At 54.6% G+C, this 23,772-nt stretch carries 10 protein-coding genes and 1 tRNA gene; 1 reads left to right on the top strand and 10 read right to left on the bottom strand.

Annotated elements, in window-relative coordinates:
• Nucleotides 1-77 precede the first annotated feature (77 nt).
• From BN2106_RS12205 to BN2106_RS12170, 8 genes are all read right to left on the bottom strand, one after another.
• Nucleotides 78-890 (bottom strand): M15 family metallopeptidase, encoded by an 813-nt coding sequence (locus tag BN2106_RS12205; protein ID WP_050698854.1) that lies wholly within the window; start codon nt 888-890, stop codon nt 78-80.
• Between the two features lie 187 nt (nt 891-1,077).
• On the bottom strand, nt 1,078-2,598 hold the full coding sequence (locus BN2106_RS12200; RefSeq protein WP_050698853.1) for a sodium:solute symporter family protein: 1,521 nt from the start codon (nt 2,596-2,598) through the stop codon (nt 1,078-1,080).
• 532 nt (nt 2,599-3,130) lie between these two features.
• On the bottom strand, nt 3,131-8,998 hold the full coding sequence (locus BN2106_RS12195; RefSeq protein WP_050698852.1) for a discoidin domain-containing protein: 5,868 nt from the start codon (nt 8,996-8,998) through the stop codon (nt 3,131-3,133).
• 983 nt (nt 8,999-9,981) lie between these two features.
• Complete coding sequence (locus BN2106_RS12190; protein ID WP_050698851.1) at nt 9,982-12,342, bottom strand: ABC transporter permease; 2,361 nt, start codon at nt 12,340-12,342, stop codon at nt 9,982-9,984.
• Entirely contained in the window at nt 12,339-13,022 is a 684-nt protein-coding gene (locus BN2106_RS12185; protein WP_050698850.1) for an ABC transporter ATP-binding protein, read from the bottom strand. The genes BN2106_RS12190 and BN2106_RS12185 overlap by 4 nt, the downstream gene beginning before the upstream one ends.
• A 1-nt stretch (nt 13,023) precedes the next feature.
• Nucleotides 13,024-13,455, bottom strand: a complete 432-nt coding sequence (locus BN2106_RS12180; protein WP_207641722.1) for a hypothetical protein — start codon at nt 13,453-13,455, stop codon at nt 13,024-13,026.
• A 255-nt stretch (nt 13,456-13,710) separates the two neighbouring features.
• Entirely contained in the window at nt 13,711-14,940 is a 1,230-nt protein-coding gene (locus BN2106_RS12175; protein WP_050698848.1) for a sensor histidine kinase, read from the bottom strand.
• The gene (locus BN2106_RS12170) at nt 14,937-15,632 is read right to left on the bottom strand and encodes a response regulator transcription factor (RefSeq protein WP_050698847.1); all 696 of its coding nucleotides are present in this window, start codon (nt 15,630-15,632) and stop codon (nt 14,937-14,939) included. Before BN2106_RS12170 ends, BN2106_RS12175 begins: the two co-directional genes overlap by 4 nt.
• Before the next feature lie 232 nt (nt 15,633-15,864).
• Here BN2106_RS12170 and BN2106_RS12165 point away from each other — a divergent pair.
• Nucleotides 15,865-15,939, top strand: a tRNA-Gly gene (locus BN2106_RS12165).
• An 86-nt stretch (nt 15,940-16,025) separates the two neighbouring features.
• On the opposite strand, the gene BN2106_RS12160 is transcribed toward BN2106_RS12165, so the two are convergent.
• A complete protein-coding gene (locus BN2106_RS12160; RefSeq protein ID WP_050698846.1) occupies nt 16,026-16,424 on the bottom strand; it encodes a zinc ribbon domain-containing protein in 399 nt (132 codons plus the stop codon).
• A 278-nt stretch (nt 16,425-16,702) separates the two neighbouring features.
• Nucleotides 16,703-23,425: a carbohydrate-binding protein gene (locus BN2106_RS12155; RefSeq protein ID WP_050698845.1), complete on the bottom strand. Its 6,723-nt coding sequence runs from the start codon at nt 23,423-23,425 to the stop codon at nt 16,703-16,705.
• Nucleotides 23,426-23,772 lie beyond the last annotated feature (347 nt).

The following is a 23,772-nucleotide window of genomic DNA, read 5'->3' as shown; positions in this document are numbered from 1 at the left end:
ATTCCCGGATTACGGGCATGGAAGCGTATCAAATAAAAAGGGCGGCGGGAAAATTCCCAGCCGCCCGGTCGATGCTTTTAAGAGAGGGGCCCCTGCAGGTATTCAATGTATTCCTCCAGACACATGCCCAAACGATTGATTTCCTCCGCGTTTTCCTTGCCGACATACCGGTAATGCCAAGGTTCAAAAATGATGCCGGTGACGTCCTGTTTGCCGTCCGGATAGCGCTGGATAAAGCCGAACTGCGCGGCGTTCTTTTTCAGCCATTTGCCCTCCGGCGTATCGGCAAAGTCGCTGTCCAGTGTTTGATGGTCGACGGCGCAGATATCCGCCGCAAGCCCCAGATTGTGTTCGCTGGTGCCCGGTACAGCCACGGTGGTCTTTGCCGCGTCATAGGCTTCCTCATAGGAGTAGCCCTGGTTTTCGTATTTGGCCATTTCTTCTTCAAACAAATTGGTTTGCTTTTCAATTGTCCGGTAACCGGAACAGACCATCAGGTCCAGCCCCGAGCTGTTGCCGGCTTCCAGCAGGGCGGTCAAAGCGTCGAATGCGCGCGCGTCGAATTCCTTTCCGTTGGGAAGCGCTTTGGTTTCGATGGAATGATTTTTTGGAAGCGGATTTTCTTCATTAACCAACAGTAAGCGCCAGTCGTCCAGACGGGGATCGGGCGTCTGTGGGCTTGTACCGCCGGCAGGAGACTGCTGCATGTATTCGGATACCGATTCCGTGGGGGGCATATCCGGATTGACCCGGGACTGAGCTGCGCCGTCCGCCAGATTGTTATATAACGCGGTTGTACCGAATCCGATCAATACCAGCGCGGCGATTGCTCCCAGGACAATCTTGATCCGGCGTCTGCGCAGAGCGATGACTCTATACGTCTTTGGCATGTCTTTCCTCCTGTATTTTCGTTCCTGTTCTATAGATAATACAGTTTAACCAATGGATTCCTTGCATACTGTCCCTTATTATACGCAGTTTTTGAACAAAAGACAACAAACAAACGGGTGCATTTTAAAATCGTTCGACAAAAAATGAGGGACACAGATATTCTGTGCCCCTCATTGGTAAGACGGTTTATTTTACATATCCATGCTTTTGACGCCATTCCTCTGCCGTGCCGTTGTAGAAGAAATCGTTGGTTTCACCGCTTTTCCAACCGGCGGAAGAAGCGATCTTGCTGACCACAAAGCAAAGCACCAGTGAAACGATCATGGCCAGGCACGCGTAGAGCGGGCCGTCCGGCGTGGTAAATCCGGAGATGGCGACCGGCACAAACGCGGTCAGGAAGCCGCCGATCATACCGGCCCAGGCGCCGGCACGGTTGATCCCTTTCCAGTACAGCGCGATTGCGTACGGGGCAAGGAACGAGCCGGAGATGATGCCCCAGGAATACGACATCATTTCCAGAATCGGCGTCGGGTAATTTGCCACGATGTAAGAACCGACCACAAATACCAGGCACAGGATACGGGTGAGCATTGCAACGTTGGAATCGCTCATTTTCGGTTTCCATTTCCCCTTGATGAGGTCCATGGAGACGGTGGAGCACGCAGTCAGCGTGATGCTGGAGAGCGTGGAGACAGATGCCGAAATCAAGAGCACCAGCACGATGCCGATCAGGATATTCGGGAGCCCTGCCATGTTCAGCATGTTGGGAATGATGTAGTCCTTGCCGCCCGCAGGCATGCTGTCGCCAAAGAACAGGTGCGAGAAAGAGCCGATGAAGTAACCACCGCCCGCGACCAGAAGGGCGAAAAGGGTGGAGATGATCGTACCGCGCTTGACTTCCCGCGCGTCGCGGATGCCGTAATACTTATGGATCATCTGCGGCAGGCCCCAGGTGCCAAAGCTGGTCATCACGATGGTTGCAATCAGAGAGATGATGCTCTGTGTACTCATGGGCGTCATGCCGCTCTGGCTCATGTAAGAAGTCATGCGCTGGAAGCCCTCGGAGAGGCCCCCGACCTGCGGGCAGATGACGACCATCGCCAGCAGCGCCGTCACGCCGAACATCATCACGATGCCCTGTACAAAATCGGCTTTGAGAGTCGCCATGTAACCGCCCAGCACCAGCACCACTGCGGAGGCGACCGCAATCATGATCATGCAGACGCGCTCATCGATGTTCAGAAGAATGGAGCAGACGCTGGTCAGGCCCTTGTAGACAGAAGCGGAGTAGGGAAGTAGGAAGATGAAAATGACAACGCTGGAAAAGATTTTCATACCGCTGCTTAGGTACCGTATCTCGAAGAGCTGGGGCATGGATTTGATTTTCAGCCTGCGCGTAACCTCGCGGGTGCGCCCAGCCAAAACCATCCAGGCGAGCAGAGAGCCAAAAATAGCGTTGCCGATGCCGACCAGTGTGGCATACAGGCCGAAGTTCCAGCCGGAGCCGCCGGAGTATCCGATGAACATCACCGCGGAAAAATACGCGGTGCCGTAGGAAAGAGCGGAAATCCACGCGCCCGCGTTGCGTCCGCCCACGGTGAAGTTTGCCATGCCGCCGTTGCTGTTCTTGGAGTTGATCACGCCGATTGCCAGCATGAAGATGGCGTAAATGGCGATGACAATCCAAATGGTCGTTTCTTTACTCATGTTACCAGCCCCTCAATGTGCTTTTTTAGTTTAAACCATCGATGAATCAACTTGCTAAATCGTATGTTATTTTATCAAAAAGCGGAGGGAATAGCAAGAGGTTTTATGCAGAAAATATAATTTTTTGTTATAAATGAGCGTTTTGCTTATTATTATACAAATTTAGAATAAAAACCACCTGCACCGCAGTTGCGATGCAGGTGGTTTTTGGTGTCATATTGCCGTATTTGAATACACAGAGTCGTTCACAGGCACGAAGTATCTTGCACGCTTCCAGTCAGAACGCACTTACAGAAGTGATAACGCCATGTTTTTGAGGCTGACGTACAACATCCTTCGCAGACACAAGGTGCCGCACACCTGCGGCGCTTTTCAGTGAAAGCTTCTTTCCAAACAGGGCCGTTTCAGACTCCGTTTATACAGAGGCGATCCTCTCAACTGGCCAATATTCGTTTCAGCCAACCGTTATCACACAGTGCTGCTGCGAACGTACAACGTCATTCGCACCTACGGTGGTTTTCAGTGGCAGTAATCAGCCAATCGTTACCACACAGTGCTGCTGGGCCTTCTCGCCAGACATAGTGGTGTACACGCCAGTGCTCTGGCCCGGTGTGCCAACCGCCCAGACTCTGTAATAGTAGTCGCTGCCGATCTTCGCCACAAACTGGGTCTTCAGCACGCTGCCGTTGCCCACGGTGAAGTTCGGGGCCGCATTGCTGCCGTTGACGACCGTCATCTTGAAGCAGTAGGCATTGCCTCTCTTCAAGATGAAGTCTGCTGTGGTATCGGAACGGACGGACTTCTGGCCCATCACGTTCTGTACCGCGTTGATTAACGGGTTGGTTACGGCAACTGCCGTTCCTGTACCGGAGGTGTTGCCAACCGGCTTCTTGCCGCCGCTGTTGGACGGCTTATGGCTCGGCTTGTTGTCGGGTTTCACAGGATCTTCCGGTTTGTCCGCCAGAACCAGACCCGCGCGGGCCTTCTCTACCGTCGCGCAGACCGCCGTGATTTCCTCCGGGGTGGCGTTCTCGTCTTCGTAGACGCCCTGCGCGTTGTTTAATGCCGCACGCAGGATTGCGTAACTCGCCTCGGTGTAATCGTCCGGGTTGAGCGCTTCAGACTCGTCGATCAGGTCCTTCAGCACTTTCTTGTCCGGGATCATGCGCAGGTTCATCATCGCTTTGTACAGGGCGTCCGCTATTTCATCTACCTGCTTCTGGGTCGCATTCGCGTCCTCCAGAAGGGCTTCCGCCTGCGGGAACAGCTCGTTGAACTTGTCTTTTTCCGGGCCGTCCAGGTACTTGTCAATTTCAATCTCCTGTGCCTGCTGTACAAAGGCTCCCAGCACTTCCGTGTTTGCCTTGAACTCCAGGCGCAGGATCGCTTCTTGCAGATTCTTTGCCGCCTTTTCAACTTCCGCCTTCAGCGTCTCGCCCTCGTCGTTGTAGATTTCTTCCGCATAGGCGAGTGCCTCCGTGTAGCCTTCCAGGCTCTTCGGGGTGAAGTTGTCCAAGTCGAGCATGGCGGCGTAATCGAGCCAGTATTCCAGCTCGTCCTTGGTGCCCTCCTCAAAGGAGAGGTAATGCATCGCGTCGAGCAGTTCCTTCCAGGCTTCGTTTACTTCTTCCTGGGTAGCACCGTCGTCTTCATAGACGGCCTTTGCATTGTTGCGCGCCGCGATGAAGCGATTGCTTACGGACCAGACCAGACCGGCAAGCTGCTCGTCGGTCACTTCGTTTGCCTTCTCCAGCAGGGTTTCCAGAATCCCCTTGCTTACACTGGTGAACACAAAACGCAGGGACGCCTTGTCGTTCGGCATGGTAAAGGTGTAGGTGCAGCCGTCGGCCTCAAACGGGATGTCTTCGCCGTTCAGCTGCGCGCTTGCAAACGGGCCGTCTGCCGGGGTGAAGGTGAAGGTCAGCTTGTCGCCCGCATAGACCGTCGCGCCGAGCATGCCGTCCCGCTCGATGAGCGCTTCGTATGTACCCTCTACTGAAAGCGTTGCGTTTGTTCCATACTGCACCGTCAGGACCTGCTTGCTGACCGGTGCGGAATCTTTCAAAATGACCTGAACGGTAACGCCGCAGGGAGGCATGGTGAAGGTGTAGGTTCCGTCTTCCTGTTTGATGGTTTCAATGTCGAATCCATCTTCATCAGTGACGGAAACAGACTGAACTTCCTTGCCCTGCTGTACATCCGCAACAGAGATGGAAACGGAATCATTTTCTTTTGCCATCGCCGGGCTAGCCGTCACATTCGCTGTGCCGCTGGTGACATCCGCGACGGAAACCGCATAGGTTCTTGGTGTAACCGGTTCACCCCATGCGTCAAAGGTGAACAGAGAGTAGCCATAGGAGGTACCTCTCTCCACACCCTGCATGCGCAGATAACGGCCTGTACCGGATACGTCAAAGGTTTGTTCGCCTTCTCCGGAGGCACTTCCTTCATAGATGGTGGTGTACTGTTTGTTGTCGTCGGATACCTGAATCAGATATTTTTTGCCATAGGCAGCTTCCCAGTTGAGGAGGACCTTATTAATGCGGTAGGCCTCTCCCAAGTCGATGGTAATCCACGCATTGTTGAGGACTTCCGCGGAAGAACCTTCGATATAGGAGCTCCAGCGGGTGCCGTTGCTGCCGTCTACCACGTAGGAAGCGGGGTATTTGGTTTCTTCCAGATTGGCAAAGGTCTCCTTGCCCTGCGCGATGCTGACGGGGCTGTCGTCGATGGTCCAGGTTCTGCGGCTGTAGACGGTTTCTCCGTCCAGGGTGTACTCTGCCGTGACCTCGTACAGCTTTGCATCCGTGCGCGGAACCTTGACCGTATAGGTCTGTACCTGCCGGTCTCCGCCGTCCGCGTCTCCCGCCGCTTTGACGTCGTATACCTTGGTTTCGCTGTGTATTTCTTTGCCGTCCTTCAAAACGGTCAGCTTTACTTCCAGCCCGTCAAGGTCCTCGTTCCGGTCGTTGATGACAGTGACGGGAAGTTCCTTGACCGTACCTTTGCGGACGGTTTCGGACCAATCCTTGATGATGACGCCGACCGGTGCAAACGCGTTGCGGAACGCTTCTTTAATGCAGGGGTGAATGGTGGGCGTATTGATGTCGGGCATGAAAATGTCGCTGGTTGCGCCGCCCGCGTTCGGTTTGGAATAGGTGAGGCCCGCAAAGTGCATGAGGCCGACATAATGGCGGCCCTCACGCCAGAACTCGCTGCTCTGTCCAACCGCTTTCGCGTAAAATTCCAGGCGCTCTTCGCGGGTGGAGCCGGGCAGCCACTTGTCATAATAGCCTTTTGTCAGGGAAGTCGGGTCGCCGTAGCGGTCCAGCCAGAGCCAGCCGTATTCATTGTTGATTTTGGGATTGTCATTGTTCCAGGAATCCCTGCCGCTACTCTTGTATTCGGTATTGGAGATGGTGTTATAGTCGGAAAGGGTAAACGAGTTATTCAGGAACATATACGGGTGGCATTCACTGGGGTCTGTATCGCTCTGCGGGGCAGTCCAGCCATTGTCCCAGGGGCGGTTCTGAATGTCGTAATCGCGTACCGCCCGGATGGTAGCGGAATATTCTGTAAAATTGTTCGCCTCGTTCTGGATGTCCCAGATGATCAGGGACGGATTGTTGCACTTTTCGTCCATCCAGGCATACATTTCCGGAGAGAGCGTCTCCATGGTGCAGCCGTCGGCACAATGTCCAAAGACGGCATACTCGTCCATGATCATGAAGCCCTCTTCGTCCGCGACATCATACCAGACGTCTGGCGCAAAGCCGACGTGGAAACGCAGTGAATCCCAATGCATGTCCTTAAACTGCTGGTAGACGTCTCGCGCCCACTCGCGGTCAAACGGATGGTCCGCACGCAGCGGATCTTCATAGAAGCGGTTCATGGCGACGTTGGTGCCGCGCAGGTAATAGACCTTGCCGTTTAGCATGGGCAGCTTTGTCTCCGCGTCAAAGTGGAAAGTGCGCATGCCGAAGCGGTCGGTATAGGTATCGCCGCTTGTGATGACCTCCATCTCGTACAGGAAGGGATTGTCCGGCGTCCAGAACTTGTCCTCCGTGCAGCCTTCAATGGAAATGGCTTCCACGTCAAACTTCATGCTGCTGCCCGCGGGAACGGAAACGTTTGATTCCGTGTGGGTGCCAACCAGCTTCTTTTCCTGTGTGGGGACGCCGTCTTTAAAGACGCCCAGCTCATAAACATTGAACGTAACGTCGGTAATGACGTCGGCATCCGTGCGATTGTTGAGCGTCGTGCGGGTTTTAACGGTACCGTTTTCCAGATTGGGCGCGGTCTGCAGCGCCGTTACGGCGGGAGAGTCGTTCAGAATAAACGTGACGCCGTCGATGATACCGGAATAGTAGCTGTTGCGTTCTCCGTCGGTGCCCACATGCGCGGGGCAGTCCGGATCGGTCCGCTGCTGTTCATAGTTGCCCAGCATGATGACGATATCATTTTTACCCTCGTGCAGCAGATCGGTGATGTCCATATTGGACGACGTGTAGTTGTACTGGTAGTCGCCCACATAGACGCCGTTGACGTAGACATAACGTCCATAATACGCCTTGCCGATACGCAGCACCGCATTGCCCTGCGGAGCTTCCGGCAGGGTGAGAGTGGTGTGGTACCACAGCGCGGAATTGTTGTAGTTCGGCATTGCGACGCTGGCCTGATCCCAGAAACCCGGCACGGGAATGGAGTTGTCGAACGTCTTGGGAATCGCCTGAGGGATGGCGCTTCCTTTGCTGAAGGAAGAGCGCGTGCATTCCCAAATGCCGTTCATATTGAGTTCCAGGCGCTCACTGCCGGTGGGCATTTGCTCCACAGCGAACCGGCTGATCGGTTTTGCATAGTTCAATGACAGGCTGTCCAGATACAGCTCGGCGTCCGCGGGCAGGGAGATAGAGAAGGTTTCCCCGGACGCAATGGGGATTTCCTTTTCGCCAAAGCTCTCATAATAGTGGGGACGTGTAGCGGGCAGCGTAACCTGCCGGCTGGTATCCCCGATTCCAATCGTGACCGGAACCGGAACGTCGGCCTTATACTTCAGATTGTATACGTTCAGTTCTCCCAGGTTGTCCGGGACCGTGAAGGAGACGGACTGACCCGCTTGCTCCATCTTTACGGAGGTGCCTACAGCGGCCATGATGTCCTCGTAAAGCGCCGCGCCCGTCAGCTCTGCATTTTTTGCCAGCAGAGTATTGGCGGCAATCGTTTCCTCCGTGTACAACTGCCCGTAGGAAAGCGTGAAGTAATCGAGATTGACGTCCATCTGCGGAACCAGCTTGATCGTTGCGCCTTCCGGAATATACAGCGCATCGGAGTCCGCAATTTTCAGGGTGTCCATGTACCAGCCCCCGGTGGTGGAGAAGTTGATTGCGCCGATCTCCTCATAGGAGCCGTCCTCCAGCAGCATGTAGACCGTAATGGTACTGGTGTTGGGGGAAGAATACGCCACGGAAATGCGGTTTGCCTGTGTGGTGCTCTCCAGAATGAAGCCCTTGCCGCCGGTTTGCCCCATGTAGGCGCCGCCGCTGGCGGTTTCATCCCGGTTGATTGATCCGGTGATTACCTTGCCGTTCTCATCGACCACTGTGGTGCTTTCCGCCTCAAACCGGGAAGCGGGGATGCGCCGGTAAACAGGAACCACTTGCAGGTCTTCGTCGGCCCGGCAGACAAGCGTGCCGTCTTCCCGCACGTCGCCGATTCTTTCTTCGCCGTTTACCAGGACGGACTGCAGCTCGCAGTTTTCCAGCGGCATGAAGCGGACCGTGGTTTCACCGCCCTTTGCGGCCCAGGTGCCGGTGGAGCAGATGCTCCAGCCGTTGTTATGTGCCTGTACGTTGACGTTGACCACGTCCGTTGTCTCCGGTGGATTTTCCACCGGTGTGCCATATACCTCAAATTCATAAAGAGAGGTGCCGTAATCCTGCCGGTAAACTTCGTTGGCGTACATACGGATATAACGGCCCGTACCGGAAAGATCCAATGCTTGTACGCCGCCGCCTTTGGCTCCGCCGTTATAAACGGTCGTAAACGTGGTGTAGTCGTTGGAAACCTGAATATCATAATCCTTGGCATAGGCGGCCTCCCAATTCAGCACGACACGGGAGATGTCGTATACGCCGCCCAGATCGACACAAATCCAGTTCTCATCCGTGGGGCCGTGCCGTTCCGGCAGGTAAGCGCCGGTGGCCCAACGGGTTTTCGCGTTTCCGTCCAGTGCAAGGCTGGGCGTCATTTCAGCATGACTGCGGTCTGGGCGGCTTGTGGTTGCCGGTTTGTTTAGGGCAATGTTTTCCTCCGCAGCCAGAGCGGCGGCAGGGACGGCCCCAATGCCCGTCAGCAGCATGGTGGCGGACAGGAACAGTGCGGTCAATTTCCTCTTTAGCAATGAAAACTCCTCCTTTTCGTTACAGGAATACCTTGTATTCCGATTCTTCCTAAAACAAATTCACCTGCCTTTCGGATCGCCGGAACAGAATTTCCGGACGATCCGGCGAATTTCAATTCCGACAAGAGTAATTCAATGAATAGTTGCAATTTTATTAAAACACATCTAAAAAAAGAAGTCAATGTGGTTTATTCATGTGTGGAATGCTGCGAAAATAATCTTTAGAGTTGACGATAGGAACGGTGAAATGCAGGTGAATGGAGAGCTCAAAATGCAGCAGGTTTCGCATCCCGAGCAGATCAAATCCTATGGTTGAATGGAGGAGTCGGCGCTCTGTGCGCACATGAATGGACGTCTTACCTGCCACAGGAAAGACCTGGCAGAAGAACAGGATCTGCCCCGCCTGCTGAGAGAAAGGGCTCAAAACCTGTAAAATCGGCCGCAGGAAGGAAAATGCCGCCCTGGTTACGGAGGCCGGATACCGGCAGCCAGGCAAAACACTTTTTAGATAGGCGTTGCGAGGCCAATCATCTCATGATATGAATCAGAGGGCGGATCGTCTGCTGTTCAACCGGGCGGCAGAATGAGAAGGGCTTCCCGGTGTCATTCCTCAGGCGGATGTCGGATTTTGTTAGAATTATGTAAAGTGGAAAGCAGCCGGGATTTTCAACGGTTTTCTGTTTGCGAACATAGTAAAGTGGTGGAAAAGCGGGGGAAACAAAGCAGTCTGCCTCTTTTTTCGGTTGAAAACCCGGTGGAAAATGTGGAATTCTTTATTCCATCCAAATGGGGATTGAGGAAAATACAGGGATTATGTAAAATGAAATACATGGATATCAATTTATACTTGCCAAAATGGTGCCAGGTAAAGACATCCTGAAAAGAATGCCGCGATATATGACAGACGCCGGATAAAATAATGATATGATAAAGAAGGGGAGCGCACGCAGCAAAAATACGTGTGCTCCCCTTTATTCAGAGTACTATTCTGCACTGATGGTTTCCACAATGGACAGTTCCCGGATGCGCTTTGCTGGCCCGCGCACCGCAAGAAATGCGGTTACGGCGACTAGGGCAATGATCATACAGAGAGGGACGACAGGAATTTGCCATGGGTCGCCCCAGCGGAAGGTCACCATTTTGGTGAAAAGGAACCAGTGAATGGGCAGACCGAGCAGACAGCCCGCCAAGCTGCCTGTGGCGGCATAGGTTGCCGCCTCGGCCGTTACCATTCGAATGAGCTGACGGCCGCTCATGCCGATGGCCCGCATAGCGCCGTATTGCCGCATCCGAGCGGAGACGCTCATGGAGAGGCTGTTGACAACGTTGAAAACGGTAATCAGTGCAATTACGGTCAGGAACCCGTAGACAAAGAGGGAAAAGGCGAGATATGCCCCGGTCACTTCGGCATTGCTGGCGCGGCGGTCCGAAAATTTTATCTCCGGTCCGGCCAGCGTATGAATTGTCTCCACCTCGCTTTCGGTGATCCCCTGGGAAACCTGTAGGTCGATGATGGTATATCCACCCGGCCCAAAGAGATCTTGGAAGGTATCCTCGGAACAGATCACGTTTCCGAGTCCCTTTCCGGTGCTGAAGACGCTGTCGGAGAGAACGCCGACAATTTTCAAATCCTTGGGCGTGCCATTGCATTCCAGCGTGACGACATCGCCCAGCTGCAGCGGGTTTTCCGGACTGTAGACGGTCAAAGCGGTTCCCGCTTCGTCCTCGGCCGCTTCTACCGACCCCTCCAGCAGCGCCTGTTCCGCCCATCGAAACTGGTGCTCCTCGTAGGAGATCAGATCAACGGTGCCATGCAGCTCGCCGCGTGTGATGGGGACGTCGTAGGCAAACATCCTGCCGTAGGCGCGTTCTATGGCAGGATTGTCCTGCAGGGACGCCAGCAGTTCGCCGCTGATGGAACGGGTGCTGTCCGGACTGACGACCGAGAGATCGGGCGTCGTGGGATCGAGCGGCGTGAGGGCATGGTTCATAAAACTGATAAGCGTGGAAAAGGACAGAAACAAGATGATGCTTAAGGCAAAGGAACCGGCCATCAGGAGCAGGTTTTTTCGATTTGCTTTGGCATGGTGAATGCCAAGGGCTGTATCCACCTTTAAACAGGCGGTATGGGCGGCGTTCCGGGCCGGCGCAGTACTGTCCGCATTGCCGGACACTGCCGTCAGCGGGGAAACCCGCGCCGCCCTTTTAGCCGGAGCCCTGGCCGCCAGCAGAACGGTCAGTAAACCGATCACCGCGCCGACCAGGAGGCTGGGGACACTCACCGCAAACACGGGCATATCTGCAAAATAATAGGGGCTGAGCCACCGCAGAACGGCACACAACGTCCAGATTGCCGCGATGCCAATTCCCAGTCCCAGCGGAATTGCAAACCGGCACCAGGAAAGGGCCTCGGCACGCACCAGCCGGATTACCTGTTTGGGTGTGGCGCCGATACAGCGCAGCATCCCGAAAAACTGGATGCGCTGGGCCACATTGCTGTTCAAACTGCTGGCGATCATCAGGATGCCTGCCAACAGCACCAGGAAAACAAGGATGGCAGCCGTCAGATAAAGCCCCAGCATAGTCGGATCGTCGCTCTGTCCCATGAGTCCCAGCAGCTTGAAGTTCTGTCCAACCCGTTCGTCGGAGAGACCAAGCTGCAATTGAATGTCAGATATGGCTTTTTGAATGTTGCTGTAAGGGGAAAATTGCACATAGTACATCCCGGGGACAGTCCCTGCGTTTTTGGCCGCTATTTGTGGAATCGCCCGGTACTGTTCCGTCGAGAGAAAAATGCCGTAGGCGTCAAAGCGCAGCATCATGGACGTGTTTTCTGCAAATCCACAAATCGTCAATGTCAGCGGATTTCCCTCCGGCATTTTTACGGTGATGGTGTCTCCCAGTTTGAGGTTCATCGCTTCCTTTGCGTTTTGTGTTACGATTGCTTCCTGTCCTCCGGCGGGGAAACTGCCTTCCAGGAGAGGGATACCGGTGTAAATGTCCGAAAGAAAACTGGCGTCAAAGCCGCAGATTGCCGCCGGTTTTTCACCGAGGGAGCAGTCCGGCTCCGCCTGATAATTATAGACGTCATACCAGGAGATGGCTTCTACGTCCGGTCGTGCGGCGATCAGCGCCGCATCCTCATCGGTGATCTGTTTGAAGGCGGCGTGCCAGTTGCCGTCCGTTTTGTACGACTGGATTTTCTGGCTGCGAAGGAACATGTCTGCCATGCCGAAAATCGCCGTGACGAGAAGAACGGAGAAAACGATACAGAGGATGGACATCCGGTTCTGCTTTTTATGAGCCCGGGCGGAGATGGGGACCAGATCAAGATAGCGTTTCATTCCCTCACCCCGCCCAAATCGGTCAGTACGCCGTCGATCACCCGCAGCACACGGTCGCAGGAAGCAGTCAAATTGGCGTTATGGGTGATCATCAGGATAGTTTGCTGAAAGCGGCGGGAGGCCTGCACCAGCAGTTCCATGACGTCCTGGCTGTTTTTACTGTCCAGGTTACCGGTTGGTTCATCTGCCAGAATGAGCATGGGTTTCATTACCAGGGCCCGGCCGATGGCCACGCGCTGCTGTTGGCCGCCGGAGAGCTGGCTGGGCAGGTGATGACGCCGGCCGCGCAGGCCAAGCACCTGCAAAATTTCATCGATCCGACCCGGATCGGGTTTCCGGTAATCCAACAGCATGGGAAAAGCAATATTCTGCTCTACCGTCAGTTCGCTCACCAGCTGAAACGACTGGAATACAAAGCCGATATTCCGGCGGCGGAAGACGGTGCGCTCCTGCTCCTTCATGGTAAACAGGTTTTCTCCGTCCAGCAGTACCGTGCCGGAGGTGGGATGATCCAGTCCGCCAATGCAGTTGAGCAGAGTGCTTTTTCCGGAGCCGGATTCCCCGACCACCGCAACGAATTCTCCCTTAGGCACTGAAAAGGTTACCTCCCTCAGTGCCTGCACGGCTGTTTCTCCGGTTCCGTAGGTTTTGTTCAGGTCTTTGACCTCTAAAAGATTCATGTCATCTCTCTCCTTCTGTGTAAAGCTTCTGCGGGTGGCGGGGTGTCAGGCAAAGGGCGGCGCTGCAGGCGCAGGAAATCAGCAGGGCGGCGCCGGATACCTGTGCAAGGCCGGTCAGGCCGCCGATACCAAAGCCGAAGGTGAACATAAAAACCGCCAAAGCGCCCAACAGTGTCATAGCGGCCAGCGGGAACAGAATGCGCCTGCGCAAAGCGGTTTCCGCGTGGCAGGCGGCTGCAAAATAGGCGGCGCCCTCCAGCAGTAAAAGTCCACTTAAAAGGACGGGCGTAATCTTGGCAAGATAATGGGCGAAGATGACGCAGTGAACGCCGAAGATGAGGATCAGGCCGCCCACCGCCAGATTTGCGTAAGAGAAGGGTGTTCTGGCATCCTTATGCAGAAGAAAACACACGATGCGAAGCATTCCGCTCAACAGGAAATATCCAACCAGAAGAGCGTAAAAGACATTGCTGAGTAAAAATTCCGGGAAAAGAAGCGTCAGAATGCCCATCAGACCCAGAAAGACAGCCTGTAGTAGGGCATGCCTACTGTAATTTTTAAGAAACGAAATACCCATCTGTTTACCCACCTTTCGATACGGAGCTGCTCCCAATGGAAATCATTCATAGTCAGTACCTCCTATAACAAAAGGATACCAATTGGAACTTACAATCAGATGAATTTCAGCTTACACTTCCGTAAGAAAGGAGATGGTAAAAGCAGCGCCTTCACCCGGCGCGCTGCGCACGGTCAGCACGCCGCCCTGTCCTTCAATCATTGCCTTTGCCAGCGGCAGGCCCAGCCCCACGCCCTGGCGGTCCAGGGAATGGCGGCTGCGGTAAAACCGTTTGAAAATATGGTGAATGTCCTCAGCCGCAATGCCGCACCCGTCGTCCGAAACGGTAATGCGGGAGACGGCGGGGGAATGTTCCCAGGCAATGACGATTCGGCCCCCGGGCGAAGTGTGGTCCAGCGCGTTCTTGATCAGGTTGCCGACGGCCTCGCTTGTCCACTCCGGGTCGCAAAAAAACGTATCCTCCGGATTACCCCTCACGGCAAGGGCTTTTTGCTCCCGCTCCGCTCTGGTTTTCAGTTCCGCCATTGCCCGGTTGACCAAAGCGTCTACGCGAATCCGCTTCCGCTCAAAAACAATCCCGCCCGCGTCCAGGCGGGTGATTTTTAAAAGGGATTGAATCAGTCCCTCCATACGGCCAAGGGCTGTCTCTGTTTTCTGTGAGAACTCCGTCACAACTGCCGGATTGCCGGATTCCTCCTCGATGATCTCGTGGTACATCCGCAAGGCGGCCAAAGGTGTTTTTAACTGATGGGAAATATCCGATATCGTATTCTTGAGAAATTCTTTTGTCCTGTGTTCCGTTTCTCCCTTGGCCTGCAATGCACAGGCCAGGTCGTCCACTGCCGCAAAAAGCCGCGCCAACGTTCCTTCACCGGTACGGGGCAGGTGGAAGGAGAAGTCGCCGGAGGCAAAACTGCGGACGGTTTGTTCCGCAATGCGGTATCGGTGGTCCAAACGGGAAAGGAACAGCAGAGCCGCGCACAGCAGCAAGGCCGCGCACAGGACAATCCCCGGCAACAGATTCCAAACCGTGTTTTTTTCAAATGTCCGCAGGGTGGGGAACAGTTGTCCGGGTGTGTTTTCCGTTCGGCCGATCCGTTCCAGCAGTTTTCGGCCCAGTCCGTTGTCCGATGCATTGTTCAGGGCGGCTGCGATTGTTTCCTGCGGCACGTCCCGTTCCAGCAGTCCTCCGGCGATGGCCTGTTCCCGTTCCAGCAGCATCGTCTGGGCGGCCCGCGCCTGCCCCACACAGAACAGAAGAAAGCCTCCGATCAGAGTAACGCAGAGTAAGGATACGGCCAGCAAATACCATCGGTTTTGTTTGTCCCGAAAAAGCGTCATACCGGCACCTCATTCCATTGATATCCAAAGCCGCGTACCGTCGTCAAATGTGCCGGATGCGAGGGGTCCGTCTCAACCTTTTCCCGCAGGCGGCGGATATAGACGGATAGGGTGTTGTCATCCACAAAATTTCCGTTCTGATCCCAAAGGGTATCCAGAATCGACTGGCGGGAAACCACGTGACCCGCGTTCCGCACCAGCAGACAGAGCAATTTGTACTCGCCCAGCGTCAGTTCCAGCGGGATGTCCCGGAGGGTAGCACGGCTTTTTAACAGGTCAATCGCAATGTCCCCGCATAAAATCTCCCCACTCTCCGGCGCATCTGTCCGTCCGGTCCGGCGCAGCAGGGCGCGGATACGGGAAAACAACTCTCCCATCCGAAAGGGCTTGGTAATGTAATCGTCACCGCCGCAGTCCAGGCCGCGGATGACGCTTACCTCCTCATCCGAAGCGGTCAGGAAGATGATCGGCACGCGGTTGCCCCGTCCCCGAACCCATTCACAGACGGAGAAGCCGGTCCCGTCGGGCAGGGTTACGTCCAGGAGCAGGAGGTCGAATGCCTGCTGTTCCAAAAGGGTTTTTGCTTCACCCACAGTCCGGGCGATTTCAAAGGTATAGCCGTTTTTTCTTAAAGCGTATTGCAGTCCATCGATCAGGCTGATGTCATCTTCTAAGAGCAGGAGTTGATTCATATGGCGTTCCCCCTGTAAATAAACTTTATATAATTGTATTATACCAATAGATTGCTCTGAGACACAGCGGGTTTGGCGCAACTTACGAAACTGTAAGTTTTAAGAAAAGCCCGTTCATGTGAGGATGTATTTGTGTTTTGCATTTGTTTCATTGCTCTTCATTATAAAAATCCGATTTCTGGAAAAAGAGACTTGAAACGGCCGGGGCTTTGTGATAAAATAATAAAGCTATGCGGGAGTAGTTCAGTGGTAGAGCGTCAGCTTCCCAAGCTGAATGTCGCGGGTTCGAACCCCGTTTCCCGCTCCAAACATAATAAACCCGGAAGTCCAGCAAGTTTGTGGACTTCCGGGTTTTATTTTTTAAAATACCAAAATTTATGCAAAAAGAATAATTTACAACGATTCAGGAATCATGCTCATCCTTGTTCCCGTCTGATCAAATTTTAACGTAATAATTGTATGGTTCTGAATGTCCAGGTTGAAAACATATCGATATGGGTTGATACCGACGGAAAAGATAAATTGATGCTCCCCAACCGGGATGGAGTACGCCATGCTTTGCCCGTACAGAACGGAACTGACTGGTTGGCCGTCTATGCGGATATCGATGATCGTACAGGAATTGCAAGGCATATAGCCTTCCGGCCAATAGATGGAAACTTGCTTTTTGAGAATATCTTCTGCCGGCGGCTCGGTCTTTATCAATTGTATTTTAATTGGAACCGGTTTTCCACATTCCAGACAGAATTTGCTGTGATCCGGGATTTCTGTTCCGCAGTAGATGCAAAACATGAGTGTATGCTCCTTATCCTGTATTTTTTCCTATCATAGCATGTTTATTTTGCTTTTTCCATTGTCTTTCGAAATATTTCACCCTTGTGTTATCAAAAGAGAACCCTTCCGCGGCAAATCAATTGTTGCGGAAGGGTTCTTATGTTTGAAGTAAAGCAGAGAACGGCGAAGGGAATTGTCAATACCTTAAAGTATCAATTTCAGCCAACCGTTACTACACAATGCTGTTGTGTACGTACAACGTCATTCGCACCTACGGTGGTTTTCAGTGGCAGCAATCAGCCAATTGTAACCACACAGTGCTGCTGGGCCTTCTCACCCGCCATTGTGGTATACACGCCGGTGCTCTGGCCCGGTGTGCCGACCGCCCAGACTCTGTAATAGTTGTCATTGCCGACCTTCGCCACAAACTGGGTCTTAAGCACACTGCCGTTGCCCACGGTGAAGTTCGGGGCCGCATTGCTGCCGTTGACAACTGTCATCTTGAAGCAGTACGCGCTGCCTCTCTTCAAGGTGAAATTCGTCGTGGTATCGGAACGGACAGACTTCTGGCCCATCACGTTCTGCACCGCGTTGATTACCGGGTTGGTTACGGCAACTGCCGTTCCTGTACCGGAGGTGTTGCCAATCGGCTTCTTGCTGCCGTTGCTGGACGGCTTATGGCTCGGCTTGTTGTCGGGTTTTGCAGGCTCTTCCGGTTTGTCCGCCAGAACCAGACCCGCGCGGGCCTTCTCTACCGTCGCGCAGACCGCCGTGATTTCCTCCGGGGTGGCGTTCTCGTCTTCGTAGACGCCCTGCGCGTTGTTCAGCGCCGCACGCAGGATTGCGTAACTCGCCTCGGTGTAATCATCCGGGTTGAGCGCTTCCGACTCGTCGATCAGGTCCTTCAGCACTTTCTTGTCCGGGATCATGCGCAGGTTCATCATCGCTTTGTACAGGGCGTCCGCCATTTCATCCACCTGCTTCTGGGTTGCATTCGCGTCCTCCAGAAGGGCTTCCGCCTGCGGGAACAGCTCGTTGAACTTGTCTTTTTCCGGGCCGTCCAGGTACTTGTCAATTTCAATCTCCTGTGCCTGCTGTACAAAGGCTCCCAGCACTTCCGTGTTTGCCTTGAACTCCAGGCGCAGGATCGCTTCTTGCAGGTTCTTTGCCGCCTTTTCAACTTCCGCCTTCAGCGTTTCGCCCTCGTCGTTGTAGATTTCTTCCGCGTAGGCGAGTGCTTCCGCGTAGCCTTCCAGGCTCTTCGGGGTGAAGTTGTCCAAGTCGAGCATGGCGGCATAGTCGAGCCAGTATTCCAGCTCGTCCTTGGTGCCCTCCTCGAAGGAGAGGTGATGCATCGCGTCGAGCAGTTCCTTCCAGGCTTCGTTTACTTCTTCCTGGGTGGCTGTGTCGTCTTCATAGACGGCCTTCGCGTTGTCGCGCGCCGCGATGAAGCGTTTGCTTACGGACTCAACCAGACCGGCAAGCTGCTCGTCGGTCACTTCGTTTGCCTTCTCCAGCAGGGTTTCCAGAATCCCCTTGTTTACACTGGTGAACACAAAGCGCAGGGACGCCTTGTCGTTCGGCATGGTAAAGGTGTAGGTGCAGCCGTCCGCCTCAAACGGGATGTCTTCTCCGTTGAGCTGCGCGCTTGCAAACGGGCCGTCTGCCGGGGTGAAGGTCAGGGTCAGCTTTATGCCCGGCACCACCTTTGCGCCGTAGATGCCGTTGCCGTCGATCAGCACATCCGCCTCACCGGCAATTTCCACATCTGCCTGATTCGGGTTCCACTGCACGTTCAGCAGCTGCGGATCTGTGGCTGCTGCTTCTTCAAATACAAAGGAGTGCAGGGCGACCGCGCCCTCAACCAGTTGGAGGGTGATGTCTTTCACGCCGTTGAAACGTTCAGAGGGAATATCCACGGTAAAGTCTCTGTCGTTGGCGGCGCCCCAGCCGCCGGTTTGCAGAATCCGGACGTCCGCGTAATCGTTCTCGCCGGTTCCATAGCGGAAGCGCAGGACGGCTTCTTTTTCCTTTTCGGAATCGCTGCGTCCGTTAGCGGCGCGGACCGTCAGCTTTATCGCGCCGGAGCTACCGAAGTCGAGGCCCTTATAGTAGAGGGTTTCTCCCTTGTCAAAGCCGCCGACGACCTGATCCGGTTCTGCGCGTTCCAGTTTCACGCTGCCGTCCAGATCATCATAGTTCCGGGCGTAGGTGACGGTATACGCGGATTTGGTCTTTCCGGTCAACACCAGGCTGTCCAGTGCATCCTGCAGCTTCTTTGCCGCAGCAGCGACCGCGTCTTCATCATCCATATCGACCTTGGACGCTTCTTCATAGGCCGTGGTGAACACCTGCCACGATGCCTCCGTGTACAGCAGCGGACGGTTTTCCACCGCTGCCAGTTTCTCCTGTGCTTCGTTCATTGCGTTCACATAATTGGGGTTTATGACGGGCTCGCTGGTGTATCCGGTGAAGAGCAGTGCTTCCAGGTCAAAGCTGGTGCCCTTATCGAATCCGATCACCAGGTTCTGCGCGCCCTTGATCCCCTTTGCTTTAAAGGTCTGCTTGAAAAACGTCTCCGAAGAGAGTTCATAAGATTCGCCTTCGCCGGCCTTGAAGACAAAGGGAATGGTTTTTTCTTCGCCCGCGTCTTCATAACGCAGGTAGCCGCTCACGTCCTTGCCGTTCAGGGACCGGCCCTGGATGGTCACGTCCTTGGAACCGAACGTGCCGAACTCCACGTGGTTGAACCGGATCTCCACCTGATCGGTGATGGCGCTGACATAGTTCTGCATGATGATGTGGCTGCCGCCGTCGATATCGGTTATGGTGATATCGCCCGCCGCGGATTCCGGCTCCAGCTTTTCATACGCGCTGACGTATTGTATGGAGCCTTCTCCAAACCAGAAGGAGTTGAACGCGATGCCGCCGTTCTGCGAAACCAGGACGACGTCGTTCAGGCCGGAGATGCGCGGGATATCAAAGGTCTGGGATTTATACTGGCTCCATGAGCCGGTATTCTTGAAGTTCAAAGTGGCGATCAGCGGGCCGGTGGAGGAGCCGGTGCGCAGCTCCAGTACGGCGTCGTAGCTGTTGGCGTTGGCGCCGTTCAGGGTGATGGTGGAACAGCCGTTGAGGCCGAACTCCACTTTTTCGTAGCGCAGCCAGTTGCCCTTGTTGATATTGCCGAGCGCGGTTGCCTTTTCGCCGTCTTCTCCTGTGCCGGATTCTGACTTGAAGCTGCCGTTTCCTTCGGAATAGGATTCCGACTCAATGGTGGCATAGGCGTCGGTGTTGGTAAGCTCTTTAAAAGTATCGGTCAGGTATTCCTGTGTCAGTGCGGCCTTCGGCTGGAATTCTTCCGACGCCATGTATTGGAGGATGCTGGCATACAGCTGCTTTGCCTCCGGATAGACGTCCATCTGATTCAGCAGGTCGAAGGTGCAGACGACCAGCTTGCCCTTGCCGACGTTTGCCTCAAACAGGCTGCCCAATTTGCGGCTCCACTCCATGTGGTCGATATTCCATGCCAGAGGTTCCAGGTCCGCCGGTGCGTCGTCCAGTACAACCGCGCGGGAACCCTTCATCAGATTGAACCACTGGTAGTCGCTGAAAAATTCCGTTGGGAAGTTCGCAAAAATGGGATGCTCGTTCTGCACGTACATACCCATTGTGTGCGCGTTCCGGTCGGAACGGTGGAACATTTTGCTCCAGTAATCGGTGGTCCAGCGGACCGCCACGCTGTCGGGGATGACCTTTTCGGAAGGCTCCGGCAGATAGAGGACCTTGCCGCCGTTTTCCAGTGCGTTCAGCGTCGCCTCGTCCAGGTTGGAGGAAACAGTTACATCGGCGGGAACGGTGGTATCGATTTGCTGCGGATACACCCAGATGTCGTAGCTGTTGCTGCCGATGGAATCCACGGATACCTCCACCGTCAATTTAGCCGCTTCCGTAAGATCGGACAGGGAGGCGGAGAAGGTTCCCAAATTGGTGACGCTTCCCTGTGGAACATCCATTGCTTCGAGAGCTCCCTGTGCGAGGACCGCGTCGCCGTTTTTCAGCTTCCACTGTCCCACTTTGCCCTGGAGCGCAGCCGGGCCGTAGTTAACCACGGAGATCGTGCCGCTGAGTTCCTGGTCGTTGCGGTAGACCATCTTGGGAAGCTGTGCCAGCACGACGACGGAGTCGTTGAAGCTCTTATACTGTTCGGTGGTGAACCCGCCGGGCTTGTCTTCCATAAAGTTGTCCAGAATGCCCACATGTGCGGTGCCCTGGCCGGGGAAGTCCTGGATGCTGAGCAGCTGGTAGCCGCCAAGGCCGGGGGTGCGCAGTGCGGTTTCCAGATCCGCGCGATAACCGATGGCGGAGACGCGCGCGGAAACCTTGGAGAAGGTTTCGTTCATATAAAGCAGGCCTTTGCTCTCCATCAGGTCGCGGTAGTATTGCAGGTTGCGCGCCTCAAAGACGCCGGCTTCATACTTCGGAATTTCTTCGTCGAAGAGCGGGAGCACTTGATACTGACCCGCCTCGTGGTTCATCAGCGGCTTGTCGACGATGCTGATGGCGTTTGTGTAGGTGAAGTTGCTGTTCGGCTGCATGGATTCCAAAGCGCCTCCGGAGGCTGCGTCCACCCAGGAGAAGGAAATGCGGGTGTGATACGGATCGGAGTTGGCTTTGGTTTTACAGGTTGTCCAGTAATCATCCCCTGCATTGAGGGACGGCGCCCAGTAATTGTTGTTGCTGCCTTCCGCGTACAGGCGGGTATCATCCACACTGCGGCAGAGCTCGCGCAGCGCATTGGCGCCGTCGCGGTTGCTGCCGGTGGTGTTCAGCTCGTTGCCCCAGGCAAACATGACGAACGACGGATGGCTCGCCAGGTATTCCAGGATGCGGACGGCTTCCTCGCTGTAATACTCGTTGAACGGTGTTCCGCCAAAGCCGTACAGCTCGGGCTGCATGTAAATGCCAAGCTCGTCCGCCGCTTCAAACGCCGCTTCGGGCGGCGTCCAGGAGTGGAAACGGAAGAAGTTGATGCCCAGGTCCTGCGCTTTGGTAAAGAAATCGATCCATTCCGCCTTGGTCATGTACGGATACCCGGTGAGCGGGAACACGGCGGAGTTGCCCTCGCCGCGCATGAAGGTGGTCATGCCGTTGATGGTAAATTTGGTGCCGGAGGTTTTAAACTCACGCATACCAAAGTTTTCGGTAAAGGAATCGGCTGCGCCGTCGGCATCCAGGTCCACAGTCAGGCGGTACATGGAGGGATCGAATTCCGACCAGAGGCGTGCCTCTTCGCTCATCGCGTAAACAACCGCAATTTCTTTCTCGGTGTCACTGCTCTCCAAAGAGAACGCCTGAACCATCTGCGGAACGGTGTGCGTTGCTCCGTCGTGGTTGTAGCTCTGCGCGTTCAGGGTTAGGGTGCCGCTCACCGCCATGCCGGTGTCGTTGGCGACGACGGCTTTGACCGTTGCGGTTTTATCCTGGATATTCGGATAGACCCGGACGTCCTTGATAAAGACGGGGGTGCTTGCTTTCAGCTCAATTTTGCCCAGAATACCGTTCCAGTTGGTTACGGTTTCTTCTGTCAGCATATGGCATCCGGTACCGACCGGGTAATCAGTGTTGCGCACCTGAACCGTCAGGGTGTTTACCTGTCCGGGAACCAGGCCGGTCAGTGTATACTCCTGCGCGACGCCCAGTGTGTTGTTGGCGTTGCAGTCGGTTTGCTCTTGGCCGTTGACCCAGACGCGGGTGTTCTTTGTGCGCTCCATCAGAAAAGTAATATGCTTGCCTTCCCAATTCTGCGGGATAAAGACCTGCTTCTGATAGACCGCGTCGCCGGTATAGGTGTACTTGCGGCTGAGGCGGTTGGTGTTGACCGACGTATTCAAATTGCCCTTCTTGTTTTCATCCAGCGTGCCGGGAAGCACACAGGTGTCGGACAATGCGCCGTCGTCTACGGAGTAGGAGCCCAGCTTCAGCTCCCAAACGCCCGCAAGGGATTTCAGGCTGGTTACAATGCGGTCCTTAAAGGTTTCCATCGCCTGTACCAGTGTTTCGTAAGCCAGATGGACCGCTTCTTTGTCCGCCTCGCTGTTGTTCAAAACGGCTTCTGTTTCGTCCAGCACAGCCTGAAAATTCTGCTTGGCCTGTTCGGAAACCTGTCCGTCCGTCTCTCCGGTGGGCGTGCTGTCGTTGAGAGCGTTTGCCTGCTCCGCAAGGGCGGCAAGCTGCTCTTTGGTGTATGTAATGCGCGCATTGCGGAAAGCGTCCAATGCACTGCGGAGAATGTCCGCTGCGTTCTGGATTCCCTCCAGATCGGACTCCGGCAAGGAGGCCGCTTTCAGCTTTGCGTCTTCAATGGCCTGTTTTAATGTGTTTACGGCATCCTGCGGATACTGGTTCGGCTGGCTGCCGGTTTCCGCTCCCGCAAGAAAGCTTTCTGTCTCGTCAATGCTGCTCCAGAGCGGTGCATAACTGCTGGAGGACGCGTAAATGTTCAGTTCCGCACAGGACATCATGGAGGCGTTGACGGCTTGCAGCTTTACATAACGGCCGCTGGCCGGCGTCTGCAACACGGCTTCCTTTTCCGCCATATCGGCGCCCCAGGCGCCCTCCGCTGCTTTTGTGTAGGTTTGTCCGTCTTCACTGACAAATACTTCATAGTTTCTGACGGTGCCGTTCTGGCTGCCGTCCTGCCTCGGCAGATAGGTCAGCCTGGAGATTTCTACGATGCTTCCCAAATCCACGGTGATCCAGTGCGGAGACGGCGGCGTGGTGCTCCATTGGGTGTGCCACATCGAAGCGGCGTTGCCGTCGACCGCCATGGAGGCGTAACAGGTATCGCTGGTTTCCTCCTGGCTGGAAGCGGTTGCCTCCATCAGGAATTGGGGCACTTTGACCGGTTGGTTTTCCCGGACGGCCGCCTGTGAAAGCGACACCGGGATGCTGCTGACCAGCAGGGCGGCGGCGCATACAAACGCTGTAAGTTTCTCTCTAAATCGATTTCTTTTCAAATTTTCCCCTCCATCATACGTAGGCGCAAACGGTCTGATTCCGTTTGCTGTTCGAATCAATCCATTGGTCATGATTTTGCTGCGGCCTTCTCACCTCCCCATTCGTTCCTATAGACGTGTGCGGTTTTCACATCCTTCCCGGGACAAAACTGGTCCAGTCGAACTTTACAAATGATAAAATAGTATCTCTTTTATTAAAACATGCGCAATTTTTTTTGTCAACCTGTAAAGAGTTTATAGATATTTGGTAAATTCATAAATGAATTTTGGAGTTCTGCCGATGTCTTACATCAGATGTTTTGATCGAAGTGCGCCAAAAAGAGAAAGGCCTGCCGCGGAACGATTTC

It is taken from the genome of Anaeromassilibacillus senegalensis (genome assembly GCF_001261775.1).
GTDB lineage: Bacteria > Bacillota > Clostridia > Oscillospirales > Acutalibacteraceae > Anaeromassilibacillus > Anaeromassilibacillus senegalensis.
The sequence above is the reverse complement of the archived record's forward strand: the minus strand, read 5'-3'. Positions and strand labels throughout refer to the sequence as shown.

What these genes read in the sequence shown, in the direction of transcription:
- BN2106_RS12175 (WP_050698848.1), bottom strand. Translation starts at nt 14,940, where the DNA reads ATGACGCTTTTTCGGGACAAACAAAACCGATGGTATTTGCTGGCCGTA.
- BN2106_RS12200 (WP_050698853.1), bottom strand. Translation starts at nt 2,598, where the DNA reads ATGAGTAAAGAAACGACCATTTGGATTGTCATCGCCATTTACGCCATC.
- BN2106_RS12160 (WP_050698846.1), bottom strand. Translation starts at nt 16,424, where the DNA reads ATGTTTTGCATCTACTGCGGAACAGAAATCCCGGATCACAGCAAATTC.
- BN2106_RS12205 (WP_050698854.1), bottom strand. Translation starts at nt 890, where the DNA reads ATGCCAAAGACGTATAGAGTCATCGCTCTGCGCAGACGCCGGATCAAG.
- BN2106_RS12170 (WP_050698847.1), bottom strand. Translation starts at nt 15,632, where the DNA reads ATGAATCAACTCCTGCTCTTAGAAGATGACATCAGCCTGATCGATGGA.
- BN2106_RS12185 (WP_050698850.1), bottom strand. Translation starts at nt 13,022, where the DNA reads ATGAATCTTTTAGAGGTCAAAGACCTGAACAAAACCTACGGAACCGGA.
- BN2106_RS12190 (WP_050698851.1), bottom strand. Translation starts at nt 12,342, where the DNA reads ATGAAACGCTATCTTGATCTGGTCCCCATCTCCGCCCGGGCTCATAAA.